This is a genomic window from Corynebacterium sp. CCUG 61414, assembly GCF_024453945.1.
In the GTDB taxonomy this organism is placed as follows: domain Bacteria; phylum Actinomycetota; class Actinomycetes; order Mycobacteriales; family Mycobacteriaceae; genus Corynebacterium; species Corynebacterium pseudogenitalium.
Map to the genome: position 1 here is coordinate 94,831 of NZ_JAGPYU010000001.1, position 23,877 is coordinate 118,707.

Sequence of the window (23,877 nt, forward strand, 5' to 3'; positions counted from 1 at the left end):
TCGAGACACGCCGAGGGAAACAATAAATTTTTTCGTGTTTTCGCCCATGATGGGATGCGTTACCGCAATTGTTGAAGTTCTAAGAAGTTTTGAAAGGCGAGACACTACCCATGACCTCTCCCGCAAACTACCTCGCCATGATCCGCGTCGTCGGTGTCGGTGGCGGTGGCGTTAACGCTGTCAACCGCATGATCGAAGAGGGCCTGAAAGGTGTGGAGTTCGTTGCGATCAACACGGACTCGCAGGCACTGCTCTTTACGGATGCAGACACCAAGCTCGACATCGGGCGTGAGGCGACTCGCGGACTTGGCGCCGGTGCAAACCCTGAGGTTGGCCGGACCTCTGCTGAGGACCACAAGCAGGAAATCGAAGAGTCGCTGAAGGGCTCGGACATGGTCTTCGTGACCGCTGGCGAGGGCGGCGGTACGGGTACTGGCGCTGCACCAGTTGTCGCGGGTATCGCGAAGAAGATGGGTGCGCTGACCATTGGCGTTGTCACCCGTCCGTTCACGTTCGAGGGTAAGCGGCGCACCCGTCAGGCGCTCGAGGGCATCGCGAACCTGAAGGAAGTGTGCGACACCGTCATTGTCATTCCGAACGACCGACTGTTGCAGCTGGGTGATTCGGACCTGTCCATGATGGATGCATTCCGCGCTGCGGATGAGGTGCTCTACAACGGTGTTCAGGGTATTACGAACCTGATCACCATTCCGGGCATGATTAACGTCGACTTCGCAGACGTGCGCTCGGTGATGGCCGACGCCGGCTCCGCTCTGATGGGCGTCGGCTCCTCCCGCGGTGAAAACCGCGTGATGAATGCGATGGAGCAGGCGATCAACTCGCCACTGCTGGAAACCACGATGGAGGGCGCGAAGGGCGTGCTCATTTCCGTTGCTGGTGGTTCCGATCTCGGCCTGAACGAGACGAGTGCCGCAGCGTCCATCGTCGAAGAGAAGGCAGACGACGACGCGAACATCATCTTCGGCACGATCATCGACGACAACCTCGGTGACGAGGTGCGCGTCACGATTATCGCAACTGGCTTCGACGAGAAGGCCAACGCTCGCCCGGATGCCCAGCAGCCGGTCGATGCTGCAGCCGCATCGGCGGAAGAAGGCGCGGCGCCGTCTCCATCGCGTGGTTCACTGTTTGAGGATCGAGCTCCGGAGACGGAACGCGACGACTCCTACCAGGCGCGTCACCGCTACGAGCCGCACCGCTCGGGCCTCTTCACCGGCGGGGAGTCCGAATCCTCCTATGAGCGTCGTGGACGCGAGGAGCGCGGCGGCGATGATTTTGACGTCGATGTCCCTGATTTCTTGCGTTAGTCTGGGAGCATGACTGACTCTCTTCTCGACGTAGAACAGCGCCCCGTCCGCATGGTGTTTACAAGCCGTGCGGGCGGGGCGTCGTCGTCCCCATATGACTCTTTCAATCTTGCGCTGCACGTCGGGGATGACCCGGAGGCCGTACGCGCGAACCGCGCGCGGCTTGCATCGCTGCTCGGGGTAGATGCGGGGCGCTTCGTGTGGATGGAGCAGCTCCACACGCCGAACGTGACGGTCGTGGACGGGCCGCAGTCTGAGCCTGTCGAGGCTACTGATGCCATCGTAACCACGACCCCGAACCTCGCCCTGTGCGTGCTGGTCGCTGACTGTACGCCGGTGCTGTTGGCAGACCCCGTCGCTGGAGTGATTGCCGCGGTGCACGCTGGGCGTCTTGGGGCGCGAAACGGCATCGTGAAGAAGACCGTTGAAACAATGCGTGACCTGGGTGCTCAGCCTTCACAGATGCAGGCGCTGCTCGGCCCTGCAGCTGCGGGAGCGTCATACGAAGTGCCCGCTGATATGGCAGCGGATGTTGAGCGCAAGCTGCCAGGCTCCCGGACCACTACGCATGCAGGGACCACTGGGCTTGACATCCGTGCCGGTATTCGGCGCCAGCTCACTGAGCTCGGTGTGCAGCGAATTGACGTAGATCCGCGCGATACCATCGCGGACGAGGACTTCTTTTCATACCGGAGAGAATCCACAACTGGGCGCCAAGCAGGCGTTATTTGGCTAACTGGAGTGAAATAAATGAGCACAACTGATATTGCAAGCAACCTTGCCAAGGTGCAGGAGCGTATCCGCTCCGCGGAGCGTGCCGCGGGTCGCGAGCCGGGAAGCGTGGAACTGCTACCAGTGACGAAGTTTCACCCGTGCTCGTCGATTGAGATACTTGCCGCGGAAGGTATTCGCCTGGTGGGGGAGAACCGCGAGCAGGAAGCGAGCGCCAAGGTCGCGACTCTGCGCGAGCACGGGGTCGACTGTGGTATCGCGATGATCGGGCAGATCCAGTCGAAGAAGGCGAACGCAGTGGCGCGATGGGCGAGTGAGGTTCACTCGGTGGATTCCTTGAAGTTGGCGAAGGGACTCGAGCGTGGCATGGCGCTCGCCCTTGAGCGGGGTGATCGGACGTCCGAAATCCTGCCGTGCCTTGTTCAGGTTTCTGCAGACGGCGACGAAAGCCGTGGCGGTGTCGCGGTGGAGAAGATCGCCGAGTTGGTTGAAGCGCTCGAGGGGGCTGAGCACCTCCAGTTCGACGGGTTTATGGTTGTGCCACCGCTAGATGCAAACGTCAGCGAGGTATTCGACCAGGTCCGCGAGCTGCGAGACACCTACGCGGCCAAGCTTGGGCGGCCCCTGCGTTTCTCGGCGGGGATGTCCGCGGACTTTGAAGAAGCCATCGCGCATGGCTCGGATGTCGTGCGTGTCGGAACGGCGGTGATGGGGCCGAGGCCCGTAGTCTAAAAACCTAATCCGGAATTACATAGAGGTAATTTCTGCCCCGTCAGCACAGGCAACAAACGAGGAGCACCCAGATGTCTATTATCGGCAGCGCGAAAGAATTTTTCGGTCTTGGCCCGTTCAACGAAGATGACCCCTACTTCGATGAAGTGCAGTACGACGAGCGCGAGAACACTCGCGAGGAATCGACGAGACCTTCGCGCACATCTGAGTACGGCAGCGAGGACCGCTACCGCTCCTCAGCTACCCGTGACTACGCGGATCGCGCACCGAAGTCCTACACTCCCCAGGTCGTGTCCACTGCTCCGCGCAATTACAACGATGCGAAGGATATCGGCGAGCCGTTCCGTGATGGCGATGCCGTGATTATGGAGCTGACGGATCTCGACCCCCACGATGCAAAGCGCATCGTCGACTTTGCCGCTGGTCTGTGCTTCGCACTTCGTGGCAACATGTACAACCTGAGCAGGGGCGTTGAGACCCGCCGACGAGTCTTCGCGATCGTTCCGGAAAACGCCCGTTTGACCGAAGTTGAGCTGCAGCACACAGCGCGTCTTCGCTAATCGACGTCCAGCTCTGCGAAACATCAAGAAGAACAGGTAGTGTGTGACCCGTGTCTTTATTAGGAGCAATTCTTTACGCCGCGCTTGGGTTGTACTCCCTGATTGTGGTCATCCGCATCATTGTCGAGATGGTGCAATCCTTCTCGAAGCAGTTTGATCCACCAAGTTGGTTTATGGTCGTTGCGGAAGGCATGTTCGTGGTCACGGACCCGCCTGTGAAGTTCTTCCGCAAACTCATTCCGCCCATGCGTATGAGTGGCGGCGTTGGGATAGACGTCAGTGTGATCGTACTGTTCGTGGCGATTATGCTGCTCCAGATGCTGGTACGGGTCACCATGTTGTAATAGTGAGCTTGGATTGAGGCACCTACATTGGTAGGTGCCTTTTTTGCTTAATTTTCCCGTAATTTATGCTCGGATCGACATCAATTATTGGGCATCGGGGGCAGAAAAGGGGTATAACTGGCGGTGATGCCTGGTGCGTGTGAACCTATGCGTTACTATGGATCGATAAAAGAATGACGAACTATTAGATTTTAGGGTTCGCTTCCCGTAGCGTGGGAGGCAATCTGTGTTCGCGACATTGCGGACACAATATCGACATCGAAGGGAACGCCAATGCCGCTGACACCAGCAGACGTGCACAATGTCGCTTTCAGCAAACCACCAATTGGTAAGCGGGGCTACAACGAGGACGAGGTTGACCAGTTCCTGGACCTCGTGGAAGACACGCTTGCGCAACTGCAAGATGAGAACGATGACCTTCGGGCCCGTGTCGAAGAGCTCGGTGCTGGTGGGTCTGCTGCCCCGGTTGCTCCTGCGGCCGCGTCCAGCGATGTCGACGAAGCTGAGATTGAAAAGCGAGTTGAGAAGAAGGTTCGTGCTGAGTACGAGCAGAAGCTCCGTGCTGCGCAGGAGGCAAAGGTAGCGGCTGAGAAGGACGCTCAGGCTGCGAAGCAGGAAGCGGCAAAGGCTCGCCAGGACGCGGAGCAGGCTGCAAAGCAGGCTAAGCAGGCGCCAAAGGCTGCCGCCGCACCGCAGCAGGCTGCGGCTTTCGACCAGAATGCAGCATCCGCCGATACGCACATGCAGGCGGCGAAGGTGCTTGGGCTCGCGCAGGAGATGGCAGACCGCCTCACCAACGACGCGCAGGCAGAGGCCCGCTCGATGCTCGACGAGGCCCGTGGTTCCGCAGAGCGTCAGCTGGCAGATGCCGAGGCACGCTCGAAGAAGCAGCTGTCTGAGGCAGAGACGCATTCCCGCGAGCAGATCCAGGCGGCTGAGCGTAAGGCTGCTGAGACGAAGCAGTCGGCTGAGGCTCGTGCACAGCAGCTCGTTGCAGACGCCGAGAAGAAGGCTGAGGAAACCACCAACGAAGCTAACTCGCGCGCTGAGGCGCAGATTCGCCAGGCTGAGGAGCAGGCAACGAAGCTGCGCACCGAGGCTGAGCGTAAGCACACCGAGATCATGAACACGGTGAAGCAGCAGCAGACCGCCCTCGAGAACCGCATCGCTGAGCTGCGCACCTTCGAGCGCGAGTACCGCACTCGCCTGCGCACACTGCTCGAGTCCCAGCTGGAGGAGCTTGAGACCCGTGGCACGTCCGCTCCGAGCGGCGACGCTGGCAATAAGTAGTTTCTTTCAAGCATCAGCCACCATTCACTGCGGTGAGTGGTGGTTGTTGCCATTTCTGGGGGACAAAGGGCTAGAATGAGACAAGCTACGTGCTTCACCACCTGGTGGTGCGGTAGCGCGTGATGATCCGACCATCATCGGGGAGCGTTTCCGGAAGAACAGCTGTTGCGCTACAGTGCGCTATTGCTTAGTAGAACCGGACGTAATTAGGAAGCGTTATTTCTTTCACCGCAAATGAAGCGGAAGTTCGTCTCACGGCGGACTTCAAGCAGGGTGGTACCGCGTGGCGTTGTTCGCTGCGTCCCTGTGACAAGGTAAGCATTGTGCGTGAAGGAGAGACGGAGATGAGCAAGGTCGGAAGTGTCTACCCAAAGGTAGATCTGACCGGGGGAAGTGCCGCGTTTCCAAAAATGGAGGAGCAGGTACTGAAGTACTGGAACGAGGATGATACGTTCCAGGCATCGCTGAAGCAGCGCGAAGACTGCGAAGAATATGTGTTTAACGACGGCCCTCCGTTCGCCAACGGTTTGCCACACTACGGCCACCTGCTGACGGGCTACGTCAAGGACATCGTGCCACGCTACCGCACGATGGCTGGTTACTACGTTCCGCGCGTGTTTGGTTGGGACTGCCACGGCCTTCCCGCGGAGCTCGAGGCTGAGAAGCAGCTCGGCATCAAGGATAAGGCTGAGATCGAAAACATGGGTCTGGCACAGTTCAACGAGTACTGTGCCAAGTCCGTGATGCACTACGCCGATGAGTGGAAAGAGTATGTGACTCGCCAGGCTCGTTGGGTGGACTTCGATAACGGCTACAAGACGATGGAACTGCCGTACATGGAGTCCGTCATGTGGGCGTTTAAGACCCTGTATGACAAGGGGCTGATTTACCAGGGCTTCCGCGTGCTGCCGTACTCGTGGGCGGAGCATACGCCGCTGTCGAACCAAGAGACGCGTCTGGATGATTCTTACCGCAATCGGCAGGATCCGACCGTAACTGTAACGATGCCGTTTACGGGTGGGCGTGAAGGATTTGCTGCTGCGGAGACCTGGAAGCAGCACCCTGAGCTGCACGACGCAGCTGCGATCGCCTGGACCACTACGCCATGGACGCTGCCGTCGAACTTGGCGCTTGCGGTCCATCCGGACGTTGAGTATTCGCTGGTCCGTGTTGGTGCGGACGGTGAAGAGGTGGTCGTCGGCAAGAAGCTGCTGCTGGCGACGGAGCTCATCGGCGCGTACGCGAAGGAGCTCGGTGAGGAGCGCGAGGTTGTCGCCACCTTCAAGGGCTCCGAGCTCGAGGGCTTGGAGTACGAGCCGGTCTTCGACTACTTCCGCGACCAGGAAAAGGCGTTCATGGTGTTAAACGCGGACTACGTCACCACCGAGGACGGCACGGGCGTTGTTCACCAGGCGCCTGCGTTCGGTGAAGACGATATGTACACCTGCCAGGAGTACGGGATCGACCTAGTCATCCCGGTTGATGCTGATGGTAAGTTCACCTCGCTGGTGCCGGAGTACGCAGGCAAGCTGGTTTTTGACGCGAACCGTGACATCATCCGTGACCTTCGTGCGAAGCACCGCGTGGTCCGTGACCAGACGATTGAACACTCCTACCCGCACTCCTGGCGTTCGGGCGAGCCGCTGATCTACATGGCGCTTCCGGCGTGGTTTGTGAAGGTCACTGAGTTCCGCGACCGCATGGTGGAGCTGAACCAGGAGATCGACTGGATCCCATCGCACATTCGCGACGGCCAGTTCGGTAAGTGGTTGGAAGGCGCGCGTGACTGGAACATTTCGCGTACCCGCTACTGGGGCTCACCGGTGCCGGCGTGGGTGTCGGATAACCCGGAGTACCCGCGTGTGGACGTCTATGGGTCGCTCGAAGAGCTGGAGAAGGACTTCGGCGTTCGCCCGAAGTCGCTGCACCGCCCAGACATTGATGAGCTGGTCCGCCCGAACCCGGACGATCCGACCGGGAAGTCGATGATGCGTCGCGTGCCGGACGTGTTGGACTGCTGGTTTGATTCTGGTTCGATGCCGTTTGCGCAGTACCACTACCCGTTTGAGAATGTTGAGGAGCACGACGCTCGTCAGCCTGCGGACTTCATCGTGGAGTACTCGGGCCAGTCGCGTGGTTGGTTCTACGTGCAGCATGTCTTGGCGACGGCACTCTTCGACCGTCCGGCGTATAAGAAGGTCGTTGCGCACGGCATCGTGCTGGGCAATGACGGTCTGAAGATGTCGAAGTCGAAGGGCAACTACCCGAACGTCAACGAGGTCTTCGACCGTGATGGTTCCGACGCGATGCGTTGGTTCCTCATGTCTTCGCCAATTCTTCGTGGCGGCAACCTCATCGTGACGGAGCAGGGCATCCGCGAGGGCGTGCGCCACGCGTTGCTGCCGATCTGGAACGCGTACACCTTCCTGCAGTTGTACTCCTCCGAGGAGGCAAAGTTCAGCGTCGATTCGCAGGATGTGCTGGACCGCTACATCTTGGCGAAGACGCATGACCTCGTGGCTGCGGTGAAGGAGGCGCTCGACGACACACGCATCGCGGACGCATGTGACGAGGTCCGTCGCTTCGCTGACTCGCTGACGAACTGGTACGTGCGCCGGTCACGCGACCGTTTCTGGGCGGGTCAGGAGGAGCATCCTGAGGCGTTTGACACGCTGTACACGGTCCTGGAGATCCTGACCCGTGTGACGGCCCCGTTGCTGCCGTACATCAGTGAGGTCATCTGGCGTGGCCTGACCGGTGGTCGCTCGGTGCACTTGGCGGACTTCCCGTCCGCGGATGCGATCCCGGCGGACCCTGCACTGGTCAGTGCGATGGATGCAACGCGCGCGGTGTGCTCCGCTGCTTCGTCTGTGCGTAAGTCGAAGAAGCTGCGCAACCGCTTGCCACTGCCGAAGCTCACGGTGGCGCTGGCGGGCTCGGACCAGCTGCAGGACTTCGCGTCCGTGATCAAGGATGAGGTCAACGTGAAGGAAGTCGTGCTGACTGACGACGTCGACTCCGTTGGTTCCTTCGAGGTTGTGGTGAACGCGAAGGTCGCGGGTCCAACGCTGGGCCGTGACGTACAGCGCGCTATTAAGAACGTCAAGGCTGGCAACTACGTCCGTGAAGGCGAAAACGTTGTTGTCGACGGCGACATCGTGCTCACCCCGGAGCTCTACACCGAGCGCCTGGTGGCTGAGGACCCGACGAGTACCGCTCGGGTTGACGCTACCGATGCCGTCGTTGGCCTGGTCGTGCTTGATACGGAGCTGACCGAGGAGCTCGAGGCCGAGGGCTGGGCAGCAGACGTGATTCGTGGTCTGCAGGATGCTCGTAAGCAGGAAGGATACGAAGTCTCTGACCGCATCTCGGTACAGCTGTGCGTACCTTCCGACAAGGTCGAGTGGGCGCAGCGCCACGCTGAGCACATCGCGCATGAGACGCTCGCGACGTCCTTCGAGATCGTCGAGACGCTCAACGGCGAGGCGCACACGATTCACGAAGGTGTGAGCGCAGCGATTGCTAAGCAGTAATTTGCGATGAAACGTTGGGTCCTGCACATCGACATGGATGCGTTCTACGCATCCTGTGAGCAGCTCACACGCCCAACGTTACGTGGACGCCCCGTCCTCGTTGCTGGTGTCAACGGGCGGGGCGTTGTCGCGGGCGCAAGCTATGAAGCCCGCAAGTATGGGGCGCGTTCCGCAATGCCGACCCACCAAGCTGCGAAGCTGGTGGGTCCGCGAGCGGTGCTCGTTGCCCCGCGGCGCCCGGTGTACAAGGTGGCGTCGCAACGCGTGTTTGAAATCATTGAGCGCAGGGTCAGCGTCGTGGAGCAGCTCTCTATCGACGAGGCGTTCATGGAGCCCGAGGAGCTCGCGGGAGCGAATCCGGAGACCGTGCTTGAGTGGGCCAACGAGCTACGTGGAGACATTAAGGATGAGACAGGCTTGCCAAGCTCGATTGGTGCGGGCAGTGGTAAGCAATACGCGAAGATCGGCTCGGGCCTGGCAAAACCCGACGGGGTGTACATTTTGCCTCACGAACAGCAGGAAGCGCTGCTGCACCCTCTGAACGTCAACGAGTTGTGGGGCGTTGGGCCTGTCACTGAGGCGAAGCTTGCGCAGGCCGGGATTGAAACGATCGGGGACTTCGCGGCGCTGAGCGAGAAGGAAGTCGATATCGCGCTCGGAGGGGTCGTCGCGAAGCAGTTGTGGCAGCTGGCGCGGGGGCACGATGATCGTCCGGTGGCGCCGAGGGCCGTCGCGAAGCAGATTTCTTCCGAGCACACTTTTCCCCAGGACCTGACCACTGCGGCCGAGGTTGACGCCGCGGTCGAGCGCGCCGCCGAGGAGTCGCACAGGCGCTTGTTGAAAGATGGGCGCGGTGCGAGGACTGTGACGGTGAAGCTACGGATGGCGGACTTCCGCATTGAGTCGCGTTCTGCGACGCTGCCTTACGCCACTGACGATGCGGAGACACTGCGCGCGACGGCGTTTCGCATCGTGCGCTACCCGGACGAGGTCGGCCCGATCCGGCTCGTGGGCGTGTCCTACTCAGGACTCGAAGATGCGCTCCAGGACGTGCTCTTTCCGGAGCTAGACCAGGAAATCATCCGGCCTGTACCCGCTGACAGTGATTACGAATCCGGGGTCAGCGACCACGTGGCCAGCAGCGATGTTGCAGTCGAGCTATACGACGGGCCTACCAACGGCGTGTGGCGCGCCACCCAGGACATCTACCACGAGGACTTCGGCCACGGCTGGGTCCAAGGCGCGGGCAAAGGCTGGGTGAGCGTGCGTTTTGAAACGAGGGCCACGGGGCCAGGGAAGATGCACACATTGCGTATCGACGACCCCAAGCTCCAGCCAGCGGACCCGGTGGATTCCCTCGCGTGGCAGGACTGGCTCGACTCAGAACACTGACGCCGGATCCACGCCGTTGGCCAGCGCTGTCGCGAGCGCGATGCGCGCCTGACCAGCGCGTAGGAACCCCGCGGCGATCGCCCCTTGGGAGCCGAGGGTAGCGCCACCACCGGTGCCGCCGTAGGCGAAGGTGACCTCGCCGTAGGGTACGGAACTGGTGATTACGACGGGGATACCCGAATCGAGTGCGCGGGTGATTGCCTCACCCATGCCGGGGCCAACATTGCCGGATCCGAGCGCCTCGATCACGATGCCATCCGGGTTCATACTGGTCACGGCATCCACGATCTCGCCGTCCGCGCCGGGCCATGCGCGCAGGATGGGAATGTGAATGGCTGCCAACGGCGTGCAGGCAAGTGCTGCGGGGCGGGGAAGTGGGCGTTCGCTGCTCAAGGTGAAGGCTTCGAGGGCGTGTGTGTCGCGCTTCAACAGCCCGCGGGCGGGCAGGGTGGCGCCGCCGAAGTGGAGGAGTACGCCGTTGTTGCGTCGAAGCGGATCTGCGGCAGCGGCAATTGCGCCCGCGAGGTTCCCGGGGCCATCGGGGTGTTCGTGGTCGGCGGCGTGCTGGGCACCGGTAAGCACAATAGGGCGGGGGTCGTCGTGCACGATGTCGAGTGCGAATGCGGTCTCCGCCATGGAGTCGGTGCCGTGGCTAATTACGATGCCACTGATCTGCGGGTCTTGCAGTGCTTGTGCAGTGAGGGAGCGAAGCTTGTCGATGTCAGCGAAGGTGATCGCGGACGAGTCGAGACGCAGCGCGTCATACACGCGGACGGGCTCGGTGGTGCCACTGGAGTGGACGAGGTCTTCAGCGCTAAGGCTTGGAACGAGTGCACCTTCAGAGTTTGCGGTGCATGCGATGGTGCCACCGGTGGCGATGAGCAGTACGAAAGATTCCATAACTCACAGCGTGCCAGAGTGGCGTATTGGTGCCAAGGTAAAAACGCCGGTAACGTTGGCAAGGTTAGAGCGGTGTCGGATCGCTAACTGTGACCGTGAGCCGCTGAAGACAATGCTTCAAGGAGAAATCGTGAAAGCAGCACCGATCGTAGCTGTCGCCGCCGCGCTGGGCATTGGGCTCGGCGTGAGCGCATGCTCTGGCGACAACAGCCAGGATGATCCCGCGACCACGGCAACGCAGGCCACCAGCGAGTCTGTCGCGCCCGCCGCGCAGCAGCCAACCGCTGAAGAACTCAACGCAGTGCTCATGCGCGCAACCGATGCAAGCCTGCCGATTGAGGAGCGCGTGAACACGGTCCAGGGCGGAGAGAACGTCCCTGAACTGTTCGACGTGATGGCGCAGTCCCAGGAGGAGTCCGGCGCGAACTTCCAGGTCGTACCGCCTGTGCTTCCTGGCTACACCCCGGATACCGTTCTGGCAACGGTCAGCTTCACCCGTCCCGACTCCCAGCCGCAGCTTGCGGAGGACGTGGAATTCGTTTTCGAAGACGGCGTGTGGAAGCTTTCTCAGGTCTGGGCATGCACCCTGATCAACAACACCCTGCCGCCTGAGCAGGTACCAGAGATGTGCAAGAGCTCTGCTCCGCAGCCGGCAGCCCCGGCTGAAGAGCAGCCAGGTGAGCAGCCTGCGGAAGGCTACCAGCAGGCACCGAACCTCTAAGCAGACACTACTGCTTATCCGCGCGCCAGAGCTCCTCAGTCCACAACGTGGCGAGAGTCAGAGTTCTGGCGCGTGCGTCTTTCTTGGCCTGGCGCTCGTGCCACTGGCGGCGCACCCAACGGTCATGGCTGGTGATGATGACGGTGCCCTCGAACGCGAGCAGGGCGTGTTCCAGCTCTTCGGCCAGTGCGAGCGAGAGGTGGTTTGTCGGCTCGTCGAGCAGCAGCAGGTCAGGCGGGCACGCCAGGATGATACCCAGTGAGACGCGGCGACGCTGGCCGAGCGAGAGGTCGTCGAGCTTCTTCGCTGCCTGCTCCTCGGTCATCAGGCCCATTTCTACGAGGTCTGGCACACCCTCTGGGGTGAGCTCCGCGAACACTTCGGCTGCGGTTTTGTCGAGGTCAGTCCACGAGTCGTCCTGCTCGAGGCGTGCGACGGTCATCTCTTCCGGCATGATGATCTCGCCCTCGTAGTCGCGCAGCTGGCCGTCGATAATTTTCAGCAGCGTGGACTTACCGGAGCCATTTGGGCCTTCAACGAGGAGCTGCTGGCCGGGTTGCACTTTGATACTCAGTGGGGCGAGGCGGTCAGGAACGGAGAGGTTCTGGGTGACCAGCGCCGGGAGCCCAAGCGAGGTCGCGGTATGCGGCGGGAGGCCACGGAAGCGCAGCCGCGCCGGTGGCTCCGGAATCTCCGTTCGCTCCAGCGCTTCGAGGCGTTGCGACGCCGAGCGCCTGCGGTTGCCCACCGTCTTCGCCGCGCGGTCCGCCTGGAACTTTGCCGCCATTCGGATGTCAGAAGAGGCTTCTTGGGAGTGGAAGATGTCCTCGCCGGTTTGCTCAGCGGCCTTCTCAAGCCTGGCGCGCTCGTGCTCTTGCGCTGCGTAGTCGCTTTCCCAACGGCGGCGTCGATCCTCGCGGGCCTTGAGGTAGTCGCTGAACGCGCCACGGTAGCGGGTGCCCTGGCGGGTCTCCTCGCCGAAGCCGCCCTCGGCGCCCAAGCCAGGGTCGAGGTCGACGATGCCGTCGCACGCGGTGTCGAGGAAGTAGCGGTCGTGCGACGCGGCGAGTACAGGCCCCTTGAATGCCTCGAGCTCGCCGATGAGGAAGTCGACGGCTTCGTCGTCGAGGTGGTTGGTCGGCTCGTCGAGGACCATGGCGTCCACCGGGTGTAGCAGCAGCGTGGCCAGTGCAAACCGTCGGCGTTGCCCGCCAGACATCTCGCCCAGTGGGGTGGCCAGGTCGACGTTCGCAAGGCCGAGGCCAGCCAACACGGTAGCGATGCGAGCATCTAACTCCCACACGCCGGAGTTTTCCGCGCGGGACAACGCCCGGTCGTACGCGTCGGCCGCCTCCTGGTCGTCTGGGTTGTCGACCATGCGCTGCGCAAAGGTTGAGATGTCTTCCTCGACAGCGCGAAGCTCTTTGACGGCTTCGTCGATAAGTGATTGGGCGGGCTCGCTGAACGGCAGCGAGGTTTCCTGCGGGATGAAGCCCGTGATCGGGGGCGTGATAAGCACCCCTGCGTCGGGTTTCAGCTCTCCGGAGATGATGCCGAGCAGCGTCGATTTGCCGGCGCCGTTCTCTCCGATGAGCCCGGTGACAGACCCGGATGGCACCGCGAAAGAAATGTCGGTGAGGACGCGGTGTCCGCCTGGGTACGAAAACGAAATGCCGTCAAGGCCAATATGCAGTGGGGCAGTCATGGGATGTTCCTCGTCATCAAATGTGGGCCGTCTCTTATACGTTATAGTCCACAACGCTCGTGGTGTCTTGGGCCACACGGGTATCGGCTTCGTCACTGCCGTAGACAAGCCGCGTAGCGGTAAGCACAGAACCGCCCACCGGAAGTGGCGAATGCAGGTCCACCGTCAGCGAGCCCTCCGAGTGCGAAGTGTTGCTCACCACGTGCAGCGTCGTGCCGTCCAATGCGCCAGCGACCTCGTTATCAATAGTGATGGATCGCTTCAGCGGGCGTTCCTGGACATCTACTTTCAGCTCGAGTGTTGCGTCCTGTGCGGATTCCAGCGTGTACGTGGTGGTCCGTAGCATGTCCGAGGCGCCAAGTCCTCGCTGCTCAACTTTCCAGGAGCCGCCTACGCCGACTGGCTCATCCGGGAAGACAACTTGCCACGACATCAACTCGAGCAAGTTCTGCTCGGCAATGGCCCGGCCTTCCTCATCGGAATCCGCCGTAGGCATCAGTTGTACCGCCGATACTGTGCCGTTAGGGTCGCTGTGCCAGCGCATCTGGAAGCCCTCGTTTGACGTCAAGCTGTTCTGCATCGCTAAATCCGAGTGCTCTAACCCTTCTGTGACAAGGTCTACCTGGCGCACAGCACCCTCGCTGTTGCTCTCTGAAGTGTGCGTCGAAACGGTCAGCGTGACTGTGTCGCGCTCGTGCTCGCGCGCGATGACCGGCTCCGAGCTCTCCTCGCCGGGGTACTGCGCAATCGCGTGCGACAGCGCGACCCGCTGCGGCGCCGTAGTTTCGCTGGCTGTTGACGCGCCGTCCTCGTACTTCCACACCTGGGGGTTTTGTCCTTGTGAAAGTACCTGCACGACTGGTGAATCAACGGCGAACTCGGGAATGTCAGCGAATGGATCCGGCTCCTCGGCGCTGCATGCAGTGAGCGCAAAAACCGCGGCGGTGATGGTCAGAGGGCTGAACAATGAACTTTTGGGATGAGCGGAGTACAACACAACTTCACAAGCTACAGCATTTGCATACTACAGTTATCTGCGATGGGTAATTCAAAGGAATCACGTGTGCGCGGCGGGGCGTCAGCGAAGCGTCGCTCGCTCGGTGTCGTCGTCGGCGTTATGCTCGCTGTTGCTGCTGTGGATCAAGTAGTCAAGCAAATCGTGGTGACATCCTTGACACCCGGTGAGCCCGTGCCAGTGATCGGTGATTGGGCTCGACTGTATTTATTGTTTAACCCTGGCGCGGCCTTTTCGATGGGACAGAACTCGACGTGGCTGTTCACGACGATCCAGCTTGTGTTCGTTATCGGTGCGTTGATCTATGCCCCACGCCTTGCTGGCAGGTGGGAGACACTTGGGGTGGCGTTGATCGCGGGAGGGGCGCTTGGCAACCTCATCGATAGGCTCGCGCGCGAGCCGGGCTTTTGGTTCGGCCATGTCGTTGACTACATCTCCATCGGTTCGTTTGCAGTGTTCAACCTTGCCGACGCCGCCATCACCATCGGGGTGGCCGTCGTCGTCATCTCGATGTTTGCAAAGGAGGCGCGGTCGTGAGTACGGGGTTTCGCGCGCTTCCGGTGCCTGAGGGGCTGTCGGGGATGCGCGTTGACGCGGCAATTGCAAAGCTCTTTGGGGTCTCGCGCAGTGTTGCGGCAGAGATGATCGCCGACGGCAGCGTACTTATCGACGCCTCCCCAGTACAGAAATCCGATCGTGTTACTGCGGGCGCCCTGCTGGAGGCCACGCTGCCACCGCCGAAGCGCGCGCCGGAGCCTGTAGCCGAGCACGTCGACGGACTCGACGTGATCTACCACGACGCGGACGTCATCGCTGTGGACAAGCCGGTAGGCGTTGCCGCCCACCCAACACTGGGTTGGGAGGGGCCAACCGTGGTCGGTGGGTTGCAGGCGATGGGTTTTACGCTGCCAGATGCTGGCCCCCCGGAGCGCAAGGGGATTGTGCAGCGATTGGACGTCGGCACGTCCGGAGTGATGGTTGTCGCAAATAGTGTGCGTGGCTATTCGGTGTTGAAGCGTGCGTTCAAGGAGCGAACAGTGCACAAGACGTACCACGCGGTGGTGCAGGGGCTGCCTGACCCGATTGTCGGCACGATTGACGCGCCGATCGGGCGCCATCCGTCGGCGGGGTGGAAGTTTGCTGTCACGGCGGATGGGCGCCAGAGTATTACGCACTACGAGGTGCTCGAGGCGTTTCGCCAGGCAAGCCTGCTTGAGGTCCATCTGGAAACAGGGCGCACACACCAGATTCGTGTCCACATGTCTTCGGTAGGGCACCCGTGTGTCGGCGACCCAATGTACGGGTGTGACCCGAACCTTGCTGCCAAGCTTGCGCTCAACCGACAGTGGCTGCACGCCACCAGCTTGACGTTCGACCACCCAAGTACCGGAAAGCCAATGACGGTGAAATCTTCCTACCCGGACGACTTGCAGCACGCCTTGGACATGTTGCGATCGGCGAACCGTGGCTAACCAGGCAAAGGGGTGGCGGGCTGTAATCACGGCATTGCTCGCCGGTGCTGTGCTTTACGGATGCTGCTACCTTGTTGGCGTCAATAATCCGCCGGAGCAACCTGTGCTGCAAGGGGACGCTCTGGGGGCAGAACAAGACGAGACTGCGCCGCAGTACGCGGCGCGCGCGGAGCAAAGCCTCGAAGAGGCATTGCAGGAAGGTGAACAGGCTCACTTCGCGCTTGTATCGTTCGGCCATCCTTTGAATCCAGAAGAAGCAGACGCAGTACTGCGCCCAGTTGGGCGCGTGAACGCCGTGATCACCGAGTTAGGCGCGAATCCAGTCGGAGAGCCTGCGCCCGGAGCGTCGCGCGCCGAGATATTCCGAGGAGTCTCTGCACACATTGAAGGCGCAGTCGTCTACGACGCTGTTGCGCATTTGGCTGATGTGAACGATGTGAACGATGTGTTTGCTGTGGAAGTTTTACCAGCTGACGCGGTATGGGGCGCGTTCGCAATCCGGCCCGTAAGTTTCGTAGACGCACAGTGAAGGCGTGTATAGTTTTCCGGGATTGCACCTATACGCGCATCCAAAAGGTGCGCGGAAAACAACACGAGGAGAGACATTGGTTTCCGACCCTGGAATCAACGCCCGAAGCCCGCAGCGTCAGCGTTTTTCGAAAACGCGAATTGTGGGTGTCACGCTGGCTACAACCGCAGCGTTATTTGCGGCCTCGTGTGGCGCTATTGGCGGTGGTGATGACGGCGGGCACGATGGTTTGCTCGCCGGAGATTACACGATCGCTGCAGAGGAAAACCTCACCAATAGCATCGTGGTCAATGGCAACATTGCGCCGATTCGCTCAGTGAGCATCACGACCGCGCTGCAGTCCGAGGTCGAACGGCTCGCAGTGCAGCCAGGCGACCGCGTCGCGAAAGATCAGTTCTTGGTGCAGATGAACACCGACGCGCTGCAGCGCCAACTTGCCAAGCAGGAAAAACAGCAGGCGAGTGCCCAGGCAGAAGCGATGCAGGGCGTCGAGCAGGCCAAGAGTCAGCTCAACGCGTACGACCAGGCGATGGCAAACGGCTCCAACCCGGCTGTGGCTCAGGCGCAGGCCCAGGTGGATCAGGCGCAGGCAGCGCTTGATGCTGCGCTTGCCGCGCAGGGTGGCGCACGGATGATCGCTTCGCCGAAGATCGCAGCCCACGTTCAAAAGATGGCCGGCGATTTGTCCTCCCGTCTGCCAGGCGGTTCCGGCCACGGCATCCGCACGGCACCTCCTGCAGCCCCGGCCGCGCCGGGTCAAGTTCCGGGTGGCGGCCAGGGTGCTGTCCCGATGCTGAGCGTGGAGCAGGCTCGAGCTGCACTTCAGGAGTCGCAAGCCGCGCTGGAGGCCGCCAAGGCGCAGGCCGGGCAGGAGCGGCAGCAGCTCCAGGCACAGGTTGATTCCGCGTGGCGCGCAGCAGAGAATGCTTCTGCCGCTGACGACGACGGTACGCTGCAGCTCCAAGTGCAGGAAGCAACGATTAACGCTCCAATGGCTGGCGTAGTCACAAACGTTGACGTGCAGGTAGGCGATATCCCGCAGGGTCGCGTCCTTGGCATCGCAGATGACTCCCGACTGTTGATCCGCGCTAACGTGCGCGAGGCGGACGTCCCGGCGATCAAGCAGGACAACCGCGTTGAGTTCACCTCGACTGCGACGGGTAAGAAGAAGTTCACTGGGCGCGTCACGCGAGTTTCCCCGGTCGGTTCCACAGGCGCGAGTGCTGGTAGTGGGGCAGAGGCTGCAGCCGCAATGTCCGCAGGTGGCAGCGGCGGAGGCTCCTCGGTGATGTTCCCCGTTGAGATCGAAGTCACCGGTGACAAGGAAGGCCTGCTGCTCGGTGGCAGTGTGCGTGCTGAAATTATCACTGAAGAGGCGAAGAACTCCATCAACATTCCTCGCGACGCCGTCTACGACGAGAACAAGATTTTGGTGCTCGCAACGGAGAATCCCGGCGACACCAGCGGCGTCGTAGAAGAGCGCACTGTCAAGACCGGTGCGAAGAATGACGTTGACGTCGCTGTCACGGGGGGCGAGCTCAAGCCAGGCGACATCGTGATCAACTGGCCTGAGAACTTCAAGGACAAGGTTGGCTCCACGGTGAAGGTCAACGACGAAAACTTTGATCCTGAGCAGGTAAAGAACGCAAAGGACAAGAAGCCGACAGGCAGTGCCGCTGCAACCACTCCGGCGACGTCTTCTGCAGCGCCGAAGTCTTCCGCGCCAGCGGAAAAGGAGGGGTAGGCGATGGCACGGAATCCCTTCCGAAAGCACTCCCGACAACGCGTACAGGACGATGCCACCGACGCAGAGTTCGACGAGTTGTTTGAGGCCGCCGAGCCTTCGACGGAGGAGCTCGAAGTACCAACGCTGACAGAGCCAGTTGCGCAACCTCAACCAGCACTGCACACACCTGCAGGGCAAGAGGCGATGTCGAAGAGCGGTCTGCTCATTGACATGCGCAGGATCGTCAAGACGTACAACGTCGGAGAGCCCAGCGAGCTGACCGTGCTGCATGGCATCGACTTCCATGCAGAGCAGGGCGAATTTGTCTCTATCGTCGGCCCGTCGGGTTGCGGCAAGTCGACGCTGATGAACCTGGTTGGCATGCTCGACCGGCCGACAGACGGCGCGTACGCGTTCAACGGCGAGCCGGTGTACGCCAAGTCGGACAATGAGCTGGCCGCGTACCGTAGCCAGAACATCGGCTTCATTTTTCAGAACTTCAATCTGATTGGTCGAATCGACGCGTTGCAAAATGTGGCGATGCCAATGATGTATGCGGGCGTCGATAAGAAAGAGCGCGAGGAGCGCGCCGCTGAACTTCTGAACATGATGGGCATGGGCGACCGCTTGCACCATAACCCGAACGAACTGTCGGGTGGGCAGAAGCAGCGCGTGGCAATTGCTCGCAGCCTTGCCAACGACCCTGACCTGTTACTCGCCGACGAGCCCACAGGCGCGCTTGACTCCAAGACGGGCCGCATGGTGATGGATCTCTTCCATGAGCTGCACGACGACCTTGGTAAAGCCATCGTCTTCATCACGCACAACCCTGAGTTGGCAGAAGAAACTGGCCGCATTGTAGAGATGATGGACGGGCGCATCGCGCAGGTTCGCGCCCCACTGGGGGCGAGGCCATGAACGTAGGAGAGTCAATCAAGCTTGCCTCCTCGTCGCTTCGCAAGAATAAGCTTCGCTCGTTGCTGACGCTGCTGGGCATCATTATCGGCATTATGGCAGTGGTCATTATTATGACGCTGGGTCGTGGTCTGGAGCGCCAGGTGATGTCGGGGCTTGAAGGCGTCGGCACTACGACGCACCCGGTGATGGTGCATGAGCGTCCCGATGACGCGGATGCATCCGAGGATCCCTTCGCGGCGTTTTCTTACGCGCCACCATCCGATGAGCGCAACGCAGTCACTCCCGAGCAGCTCGATGAGCTGCGTCAGGCATTTGGGGACCGTATCCAGGGCGTGGACATCGATGTTTCCACGAGTGGGGAAGTGGTCTCCGATGACACAACTGTGTCCACGAACGTCAAGCCGGTCCTTGCAGACTCGATGAAGGTGCGAAACATCGAAGTGCAGTTCGGCCGCGAGATTTCCCAGGATGACATCGATGGGCACCGACCGCTCGCAGTGGTGAGCCCCTCGCTTATCGACGCCCTCTTCGACGGCAACGCTCAAGCCAGTTTGGGCAAGCGCATCGATGTGGTTGTAGACGACCAGCCGGCAGTGTTCACTATCGTGGGCGTGCTCGATGGCGAGGAAGATTCCCGAGGCGGCGGAATGTTTGGTGCCGCAGAACAGTTTGCGGACATCTATATCCCGCTCACCGCTGCAGATCGCGTTGGGCTTGACAGCGACTGGTTCACGTCATTTTCGGTGCAATCGGCGCCGGATGAAGACGCGAAGACCTTCCAGGCCGACCTGCAACACTACATGGACCGTTGGTACGCCAATAACGAGGATTACACCATTGAGGTGGTGGATCTTTCCTCGAGCTTGGAAGAGCTAACGAGCGTATTCCGCATCATGTCGACAGTGCTCTCCGCGATCGGCGGTATCTCGTTGCTGGTCGGTGGCATCGGCGTGATGAACATCATGCTGATCACCGTCACTGAGCGCACGCGAGAGATCGGTGTGCGCAAAGCGTTGGGCGCCAAGCAAAGCGATATTCGCACGCAGTTTATCGTCGAGGCGATGCTGGTGTGCCTGATTGGCGGCATCATCGGTGTAATTCTGGGCGGGGCGATTGGCATGATCGCGACGGCCGCGTTCGATGCCTTTACTTGGCCGCCGCTCGGCGCAATTGTGTTGGCGCTCGGGTTTTCGCTGGCAACCGGTATTTTCTTCGGTGCCTATCCAGCCGCGAAGGCTGCAAAGATGCAGCCTATTGATGCTTTGCGTTACGAATAAGTTCGCTGGTTGCTGGCTCTTTTGGCCGTGTCCGAAGTCTGGATAAGATGAAGCGCATGGCCAAAAAATCTTCCTTCGTCCACCTGCATAACCACACCGAGTTTTCGATGCTCGACGGCATGGCGAAAGTTGACATGCTTGCGGAGGAGGTTGTGCGCCAGGGAATGCCCGCGGTGGGCATGACTGACCACGGCAATATGTTCGGCTCGAACGCGTTTTACCGCCAGATGGTGGACGCGGGGGTGAAGCCGATCATTGGCATCGAGGCCTACTTGGCGCCGGAGTCGCGCCTGAATAAGAAGCGCGTGCTGTGGGGCACCCCTGACCAGAAGCGCGACGATGTGTCCGCCTCCGGTGCGTATCTGCACCAGACGATGCTGGCAGAAAACGCGACCGGCCTGCGCAATCTGTTCAAGCTCTCGTCGCTGGCTTCGTACGAGGGGCAGCTTGGTAAGTGGCCGCGCATGGACGCGGAGCTTGTCGCCGAGCACGCCGACGGCATCATCGGCACCACGGGGTGCCCGTCGGGTGATGTGCAAACCCGTTTGCGGCTTGGCCAGTACCGTGAGGCTCTTGAGGCCGCGGCGATGTGGCAGGACATCTACGGGCGTGATAACTACTTCCTCGAGCTCATGGACCACGGTCTGGATATTGAGCAGCGCGTACGTAATGACTTGCTGCGCATCGGCAAGGAGCTCGATCTTCCGCCACTGGTGACGAACGACTGTCACTACGTCCTGGAGTCCCAGGCGCCGGCGCACGAGGCCATGTTGTGTGTGCAGACCGGCAAGACGCTGATGGACCCGGACCGCTTTAAGTTCGACGGCACCGGCTACTACATCAAGTCAGCTGAGCAGATGCGCGACCTGTGGGACTCTACGGTGCCTGACGCCTGCGATAACACCCTGTGGATTGCGGAGCGTGTCGGTGACTACAGCGAGCTGTGGGAGGAACATCCGCACGACCGGATGCCGGTGGCTGACGTGCCGGAAGGGGAGACCCCAACAACGTGGCTGCGCAAGGAAGTGATGCGTGGTTTGCAGGCGCGCTTCGAGGGCCGGGAGGTGCCGGAGGAGTACATCGAGCGCGCGAACTACGAGATCGACGTCATCGATATGAAGGGCTACCCGTCCTACTTCCTCATCGTTGCCGAGTTGATCAAGCATGCGCGTGAGGTTGGCATTCGCGTCGGGCCGGGCCGTGGCTCCGCGGCGGGTGCGCTTGTGGCGTACGCGCTGACCATCACGAACATTGACCCGATGGAGCATGGCCTGCTCTTCGAGAGGTTCTTGAACCCGGAGAGGCCGTCGGCACCTGATATTGATATCGACTTCGACGACCGCCGCCGCGGGGAAATGATCACGTACGCTGCAGAGCGCTGGGGCGAGGACAAGATCGCACAGGTGATTACCTTCGGCACGATTAAGACGAAGCAGGCTATTAAGGACTCGGCCAAGGTGAACTTCGGCCAGCCCGGCTTCCAGATGGCGGACCGTATTAACGCGGCGCTGCCTCCTGCGATCATGGCGAAGGACATTCCGCTGGCAGGTATTACGGATCCGGAGCACCCGCGGTATAACGAGGCAACCGAGGTGCGCTCCATGATTGAGACTGACCCGGATGTAGCCCGCATCTACGAGACGGCGCGTGGCCTTGAAGGTACTGTGCGCCAGGCAGGCGTGCACGCTTGTGCCGTGATTATGGCGTCGGTGCCTTTGATGGACCACATCCCGATGTGGAAGCGGCCTGCCGACGGTGCGATCATTACTGGTTGGGATTACCCAGCGTGTGAGGCCATCGGCTTGCTGAAGATGGACTTCCTTGGCCTGCGAAACCTCACCGTGCTTGGCGACGCACTGGAAAACGTGAAGAAGAACCGCGGCGAGACCGTCGACCTTGAGTCGTTGAGTACTGACGACCCGAAGGTATACGAGTTGCTCTCTCGCGGCGATACGCTTGGCGTGTTCCAGCTGGACTCGGGTGGCATGCAAGAGCTGCTCAAGCGCATGGGCCCGACTGGTTTTAAGGACATCGTCGCTTCGCTCGCGCTGTATCGCCCAGGCCCGATGGGCATGAACGCCCACTGGGACTACGCGGACCGCAAGAATGGCCGCAAGCCGATTACGGCCATCCACCCGGAACTTGAGGAGCCACTGAAGGACATCCTGGACGAAACCTACGGTTTGATCGTGTACCAGGAGCAGATCATGGAGATCTCCCGAAAGGTTGCGAACTACACCGCGGGTGAGGCAGACGGCTTCCGTAAGGCAATGGGTAAGAAGAAGCCAGAGGTGCTGGCGCAGCAGTACGAGAAGTTCTGGTCGGGGATGCAGGACAATGGCTATTCCAAGAGCGCGATGGACGCACTGTGGCAGATCATTGAGCCGTTCGCTTCCTACGCGTTTAACAAATCGCACGCTGCAGGTTACGCGCTAGTGTCCTACTGGACGGCGTACATGAAGGCGAACTACACCGCTGAGTACATGGCGGCGTTGTTGACCTCGGTGGGCGATAAGAAGGACAAGTCGGCGATCTACCTTTCCGACTGCCGCCACCTTGGCATTTCCGTGCTCCAGCCAGATATTAATGCTTCCGAAGAGAACTTTATGGCTGTTGGCGAGGACGTTCGATACGGCCTCGCGGCGGTGCGTAACGTCGGCGTCGAAGTTGTTGAGTCGATTAAGGAGACACGCCGGACGAAGGGCGAGTTCACGAGCTTCTCTGACTACCTCGACAAGATTGACCTACTGCCATGTAATAAGCGAATTACTGAATCTCTAATTAAGGCCGGTGCGTTTGACTCGCTTGGGCACCCGCGCAAGGGGTTGATGCTCATCCAGGAGGATGCCGTCGATTCTGTGCTTACCACGAAGAAGGCTGCTGACAAGGGGCAGTTCGACCTGTTCGCCTCCTTCGGAGGTGACGACGCAGTTGCTGCTGACAACGCGTTTGCGCTGCAGATCCCGGATGAGGAGTGGGACAAGAAACACAAACTTGCTCTCGAGCGTGAGATGCTGGGCTTGTATGTCTCGGGCCACCCACTTGACGGCTTCGAGGAAGCAATTGACGCACAGACCGATACTCAGTTAACGACGATCCTCTCCGGCGAATTGCGAAACGGCGCCGAGGTAACGATTGGCGGTCTGATCTCTTCGGTCGATCGGCGTTTCTCGAAGAAGGACGGTTCCCCTTGGGCGATCGTCACGATTGAGGATCACCACGGCGCCTCCGTTGACGTGTTGCTGTTTAACAAGGTGTATTCGCTGGTTGCGCCACAAATTGTGGAAGACAATATCATCCTTGTGAAGGCGCACGTCTCGATCCGTGACGAACGCATGAGCCTGTTCGGCGACGACGTCAAAACGCCGGAGCTCGGGCCTGGCAACGGTGCTGGGCTGCCACTGCGTCTCACGCTGCGCACCGAGCAGTGCACTGTGGATAATATCCAGCGTTTGAAGGGCGTGCTGCAGAACAACCCGGGCGACTCGGATGTGTACCTGAACCTTGTACATGGCGACGAGACGCAAATGATGGTGTTAGGCGACCATCTGCGGGTGGAGCGTTCGGCGAGCTTGATGGGCGATCTGAAGGCGACGATGGGGGTTGGGATCCTCGGCTAGTGGAGGGGAGTGAATATATTCCCCGGTGTGAAAATAAGCTTGGCTACACTCTGTCGTTGGAATCAATACCAGCTAAGAGGCGA

Annotated in this window: 19 protein-coding genes; 16 read left to right on the forward strand and 3 right to left on the reverse strand. The window is 60.6% G+C overall.

What is annotated here, in order from left to right; all coding sequences use genetic code 11:
* Positions 1-110 precede the first annotated feature (110 nt).
* From ftsZ to KBX14_RS00475, 8 genes are all read left to right on the forward strand, one after another.
* A complete protein-coding gene (gene ftsZ, locus KBX14_RS00440; protein ID WP_070362217.1) occupies positions 111-1,328 on the forward strand; it encodes a cell division protein FtsZ in 1,218 nt (405 codons plus the stop codon).
* A 9-nt stretch (positions 1,329-1,337) separates the two neighbouring features.
* The gene (gene pgeF, locus KBX14_RS00445; RefSeq protein ID WP_256008076.1) at positions 1,338-2,078 is read left to right on the forward strand and encodes a peptidoglycan editing factor PgeF; all 741 of its coding nucleotides are present in this window, start codon (positions 1,338-1,340) and stop codon (positions 2,076-2,078) included.
* The gene (locus tag KBX14_RS00450; protein ID WP_256041659.1) at positions 2,079-2,792 is read left to right on the forward strand and encodes a YggS family pyridoxal phosphate-dependent enzyme; all 714 of its coding nucleotides are present in this window, start codon (positions 2,079-2,081) and stop codon (positions 2,790-2,792) included. It begins immediately after the preceding gene.
* Between the two features lie 71 nt (positions 2,793-2,863).
* Complete coding sequence (locus KBX14_RS00455) at positions 2,864-3,352, forward strand: cell division protein SepF (RefSeq protein WP_070362220.1); 489 nt, start codon at positions 2,864-2,866, stop codon at positions 3,350-3,352.
* Positions 3,353-3,402: 50 nt separating this feature from the next.
* The gene (locus KBX14_RS00460; RefSeq protein ID WP_070362221.1) at positions 3,403-3,696 is read left to right on the forward strand and encodes a YggT family protein; all 294 of its coding nucleotides are present in this window, start codon (positions 3,403-3,405) and stop codon (positions 3,694-3,696) included.
* A 273-nt stretch (positions 3,697-3,969) separates the two neighbouring features.
* Positions 3,970-4,986: a DivIVA domain-containing protein gene (locus KBX14_RS00465; protein ID WP_252930753.1), complete on the forward strand. Its 1,017-nt coding sequence runs from the start codon at positions 3,970-3,972 to the stop codon at positions 4,984-4,986.
* A 344-nt stretch (positions 4,987-5,330) separates the two neighbouring features.
* Entirely contained in the window at positions 5,331-8,519 is a 3,189-nt protein-coding gene (ileS, locus tag KBX14_RS00470; protein WP_256041761.1) for an isoleucine--tRNA ligase, read from the forward strand.
* A 6-nt stretch (positions 8,520-8,525) separates the two neighbouring features.
* Positions 8,526-9,911, forward strand: coding sequence for a DNA polymerase IV (locus KBX14_RS00475; protein ID WP_070976574.1), 1,386 nt, complete (start codon positions 8,526-8,528; stop codon positions 9,909-9,911).
* Here the strand turns inward: KBX14_RS00475 and KBX14_RS00480 are convergent.
* Complete coding sequence (locus tag KBX14_RS00480) at positions 9,900-10,811, reverse strand: asparaginase (protein ID WP_256005179.1); 912 nt, start codon at positions 10,809-10,811, stop codon at positions 9,900-9,902. The genes KBX14_RS00475 and KBX14_RS00480 overlap by 12 nt on opposite strands.
* Before the next feature lie 130 nt (positions 10,812-10,941).
* Here KBX14_RS00480 and KBX14_RS00485 point away from each other — a divergent pair, with 130 nt between their 5' ends.
* Positions 10,942-11,532, forward strand: coding sequence for a hypothetical protein (locus KBX14_RS00485; protein ID WP_256041660.1), 591 nt, complete (start codon positions 10,942-10,944; stop codon positions 11,530-11,532).
* A gap of 7 nt (positions 11,533-11,539) precedes the next feature.
* On the opposite strand, the gene KBX14_RS00490 is transcribed toward KBX14_RS00485, so the two are convergent.
* Together KBX14_RS00490 and KBX14_RS00495 are read right to left on the reverse strand one after the other, a co-directional pair.
* Positions 11,540-13,237, reverse strand: coding sequence for an ABC-F family ATP-binding cassette domain-containing protein (locus KBX14_RS00490; protein ID WP_070362226.1), 1,698 nt, complete (start codon positions 13,235-13,237; stop codon positions 11,540-11,542).
* A gap of 34 nt (positions 13,238-13,271) precedes the next feature.
* Entirely contained in the window at positions 13,272-14,204 is a 933-nt protein-coding gene (locus tag KBX14_RS00495) for a DUF6263 family protein (protein ID WP_256041661.1), read from the reverse strand.
* 72 nt (positions 14,205-14,276) lie between these two features.
* On the opposite strand from KBX14_RS00495, the gene lspA reads away from it, so the two are divergent.
* The 7 genes from lspA (at position 14,277) to dnaE (ending at position 23,794) form a co-directional block, all read left to right on the forward strand.
* Entirely contained in the window at positions 14,277-14,789 is a 513-nt protein-coding gene (gene lspA, locus KBX14_RS00500; protein ID WP_370687032.1) for a signal peptidase II, read from the forward strand.
* A gap of 44 nt (positions 14,790-14,833) precedes the next feature.
* A complete protein-coding gene (locus KBX14_RS00505) occupies positions 14,834-15,724 on the forward strand; it encodes an RluA family pseudouridine synthase (protein ID WP_083290930.1) in 891 nt (296 codons plus the stop codon).
* A complete protein-coding gene (locus KBX14_RS00510) occupies positions 15,717-16,253 on the forward strand; it encodes a hypothetical protein (RefSeq protein WP_145945241.1) in 537 nt (178 codons plus the stop codon). Before KBX14_RS00505 ends, KBX14_RS00510 begins: the two co-directional genes overlap by 8 nt.
* Positions 16,254-16,329: 76 nt before the next feature.
* Positions 16,330-17,997, forward strand: coding sequence for an efflux RND transporter periplasmic adaptor subunit (locus KBX14_RS00515; protein WP_256041662.1), 1,668 nt, complete (start codon positions 16,330-16,332; stop codon positions 17,995-17,997).
* 186 nt (positions 17,998-18,183) lie between these two features.
* Positions 18,184-18,897 carry an ABC transporter ATP-binding protein gene (locus tag KBX14_RS00520; RefSeq protein ID WP_070478973.1) on the forward strand — a complete coding sequence of 238 codons (714 nt, stop codon included), beginning with the start codon at positions 18,184-18,186 and terminating at the stop codon, positions 18,895-18,897.
* On the forward strand, positions 18,894-20,174 hold the full coding sequence (locus tag KBX14_RS00525; RefSeq protein WP_070362232.1) for an ABC transporter permease: 1,281 nt from the start codon (positions 18,894-18,896) through the stop codon (positions 20,172-20,174). The genes KBX14_RS00520 and KBX14_RS00525 overlap by 4 nt, the downstream gene beginning before the upstream one ends.
* Positions 20,175-20,230: 56 nt before the next feature.
* Complete coding sequence (gene dnaE, locus KBX14_RS00530; protein ID WP_256041663.1) at positions 20,231-23,794, forward strand: DNA polymerase III subunit alpha; 3,564 nt, start codon at positions 20,231-20,233, stop codon at positions 23,792-23,794.
* Positions 23,795-23,877: the final 83 nt, after the last annotated feature.

Bases quoted from the DNA above. Each gene is read 5' to 3' on its own strand.
- pgeF (WP_256008076.1), top strand. From the start codon at position 1,338: ATGACTGACTCTCTTCTCGACGTAGAACAGCGCCCCGTCCGCATGGTG.
- KBX14_RS00480 (WP_256005179.1), bottom strand. From the start codon at position 10,811: ATGGAATCTTTCGTACTGCTCATCGCCACCGGTGGCACCATCGCATGC.
- KBX14_RS00465 (WP_252930753.1), top strand. From the start codon at position 3,970: ATGCCGCTGACACCAGCAGACGTGCACAATGTCGCTTTCAGCAAACCA.
- KBX14_RS00455 (WP_070362220.1), top strand. From the start codon at position 2,864: ATGTCTATTATCGGCAGCGCGAAAGAATTTTTCGGTCTTGGCCCGTTC.
- KBX14_RS00525 (WP_070362232.1), top strand. From the start codon at position 18,894: ATGAACGTAGGAGAGTCAATCAAGCTTGCCTCCTCGTCGCTTCGCAAG.
- KBX14_RS00505 (WP_083290930.1), top strand. From the start codon at position 14,834: ATGCGCGTTGACGCGGCAATTGCAAAGCTCTTTGGGGTCTCGCGCAGT.
- ileS (WP_256041761.1), top strand. From the start codon at position 5,331: ATGAGCAAGGTCGGAAGTGTCTACCCAAAGGTAGATCTGACCGGGGGA.
- KBX14_RS00520 (WP_070478973.1), top strand. From the start codon at position 18,184: ATGTCGAAGAGCGGTCTGCTCATTGACATGCGCAGGATCGTCAAGACG.
- ftsZ (WP_070362217.1), top strand. From the start codon at position 111: ATGACCTCTCCCGCAAACTACCTCGCCATGATCCGCGTCGTCGGTGTC.
- KBX14_RS00490 (WP_070362226.1), bottom strand. From the start codon at position 13,237: ATGACTGCCCCACTGCATATTGGCCTTGACGGCATTTCGTTTTCGTAC.
- KBX14_RS00475 (WP_070976574.1), top strand. From the start codon at position 8,526: ATGAAACGTTGGGTCCTGCACATCGACATGGATGCGTTCTACGCATCC.
- KBX14_RS00450 (WP_256041659.1), top strand. From the start codon at position 2,079: ATGAGCACAACTGATATTGCAAGCAACCTTGCCAAGGTGCAGGAGCGT.
- lspA (WP_370687032.1), top strand. From the start codon at position 14,277: ATGGGTAATTCAAAGGAATCACGTGTGCGCGGCGGGGCGTCAGCGAAG.
- dnaE (WP_256041663.1), top strand. From the start codon at position 20,231: ATGGCCAAAAAATCTTCCTTCGTCCACCTGCATAACCACACCGAGTTT.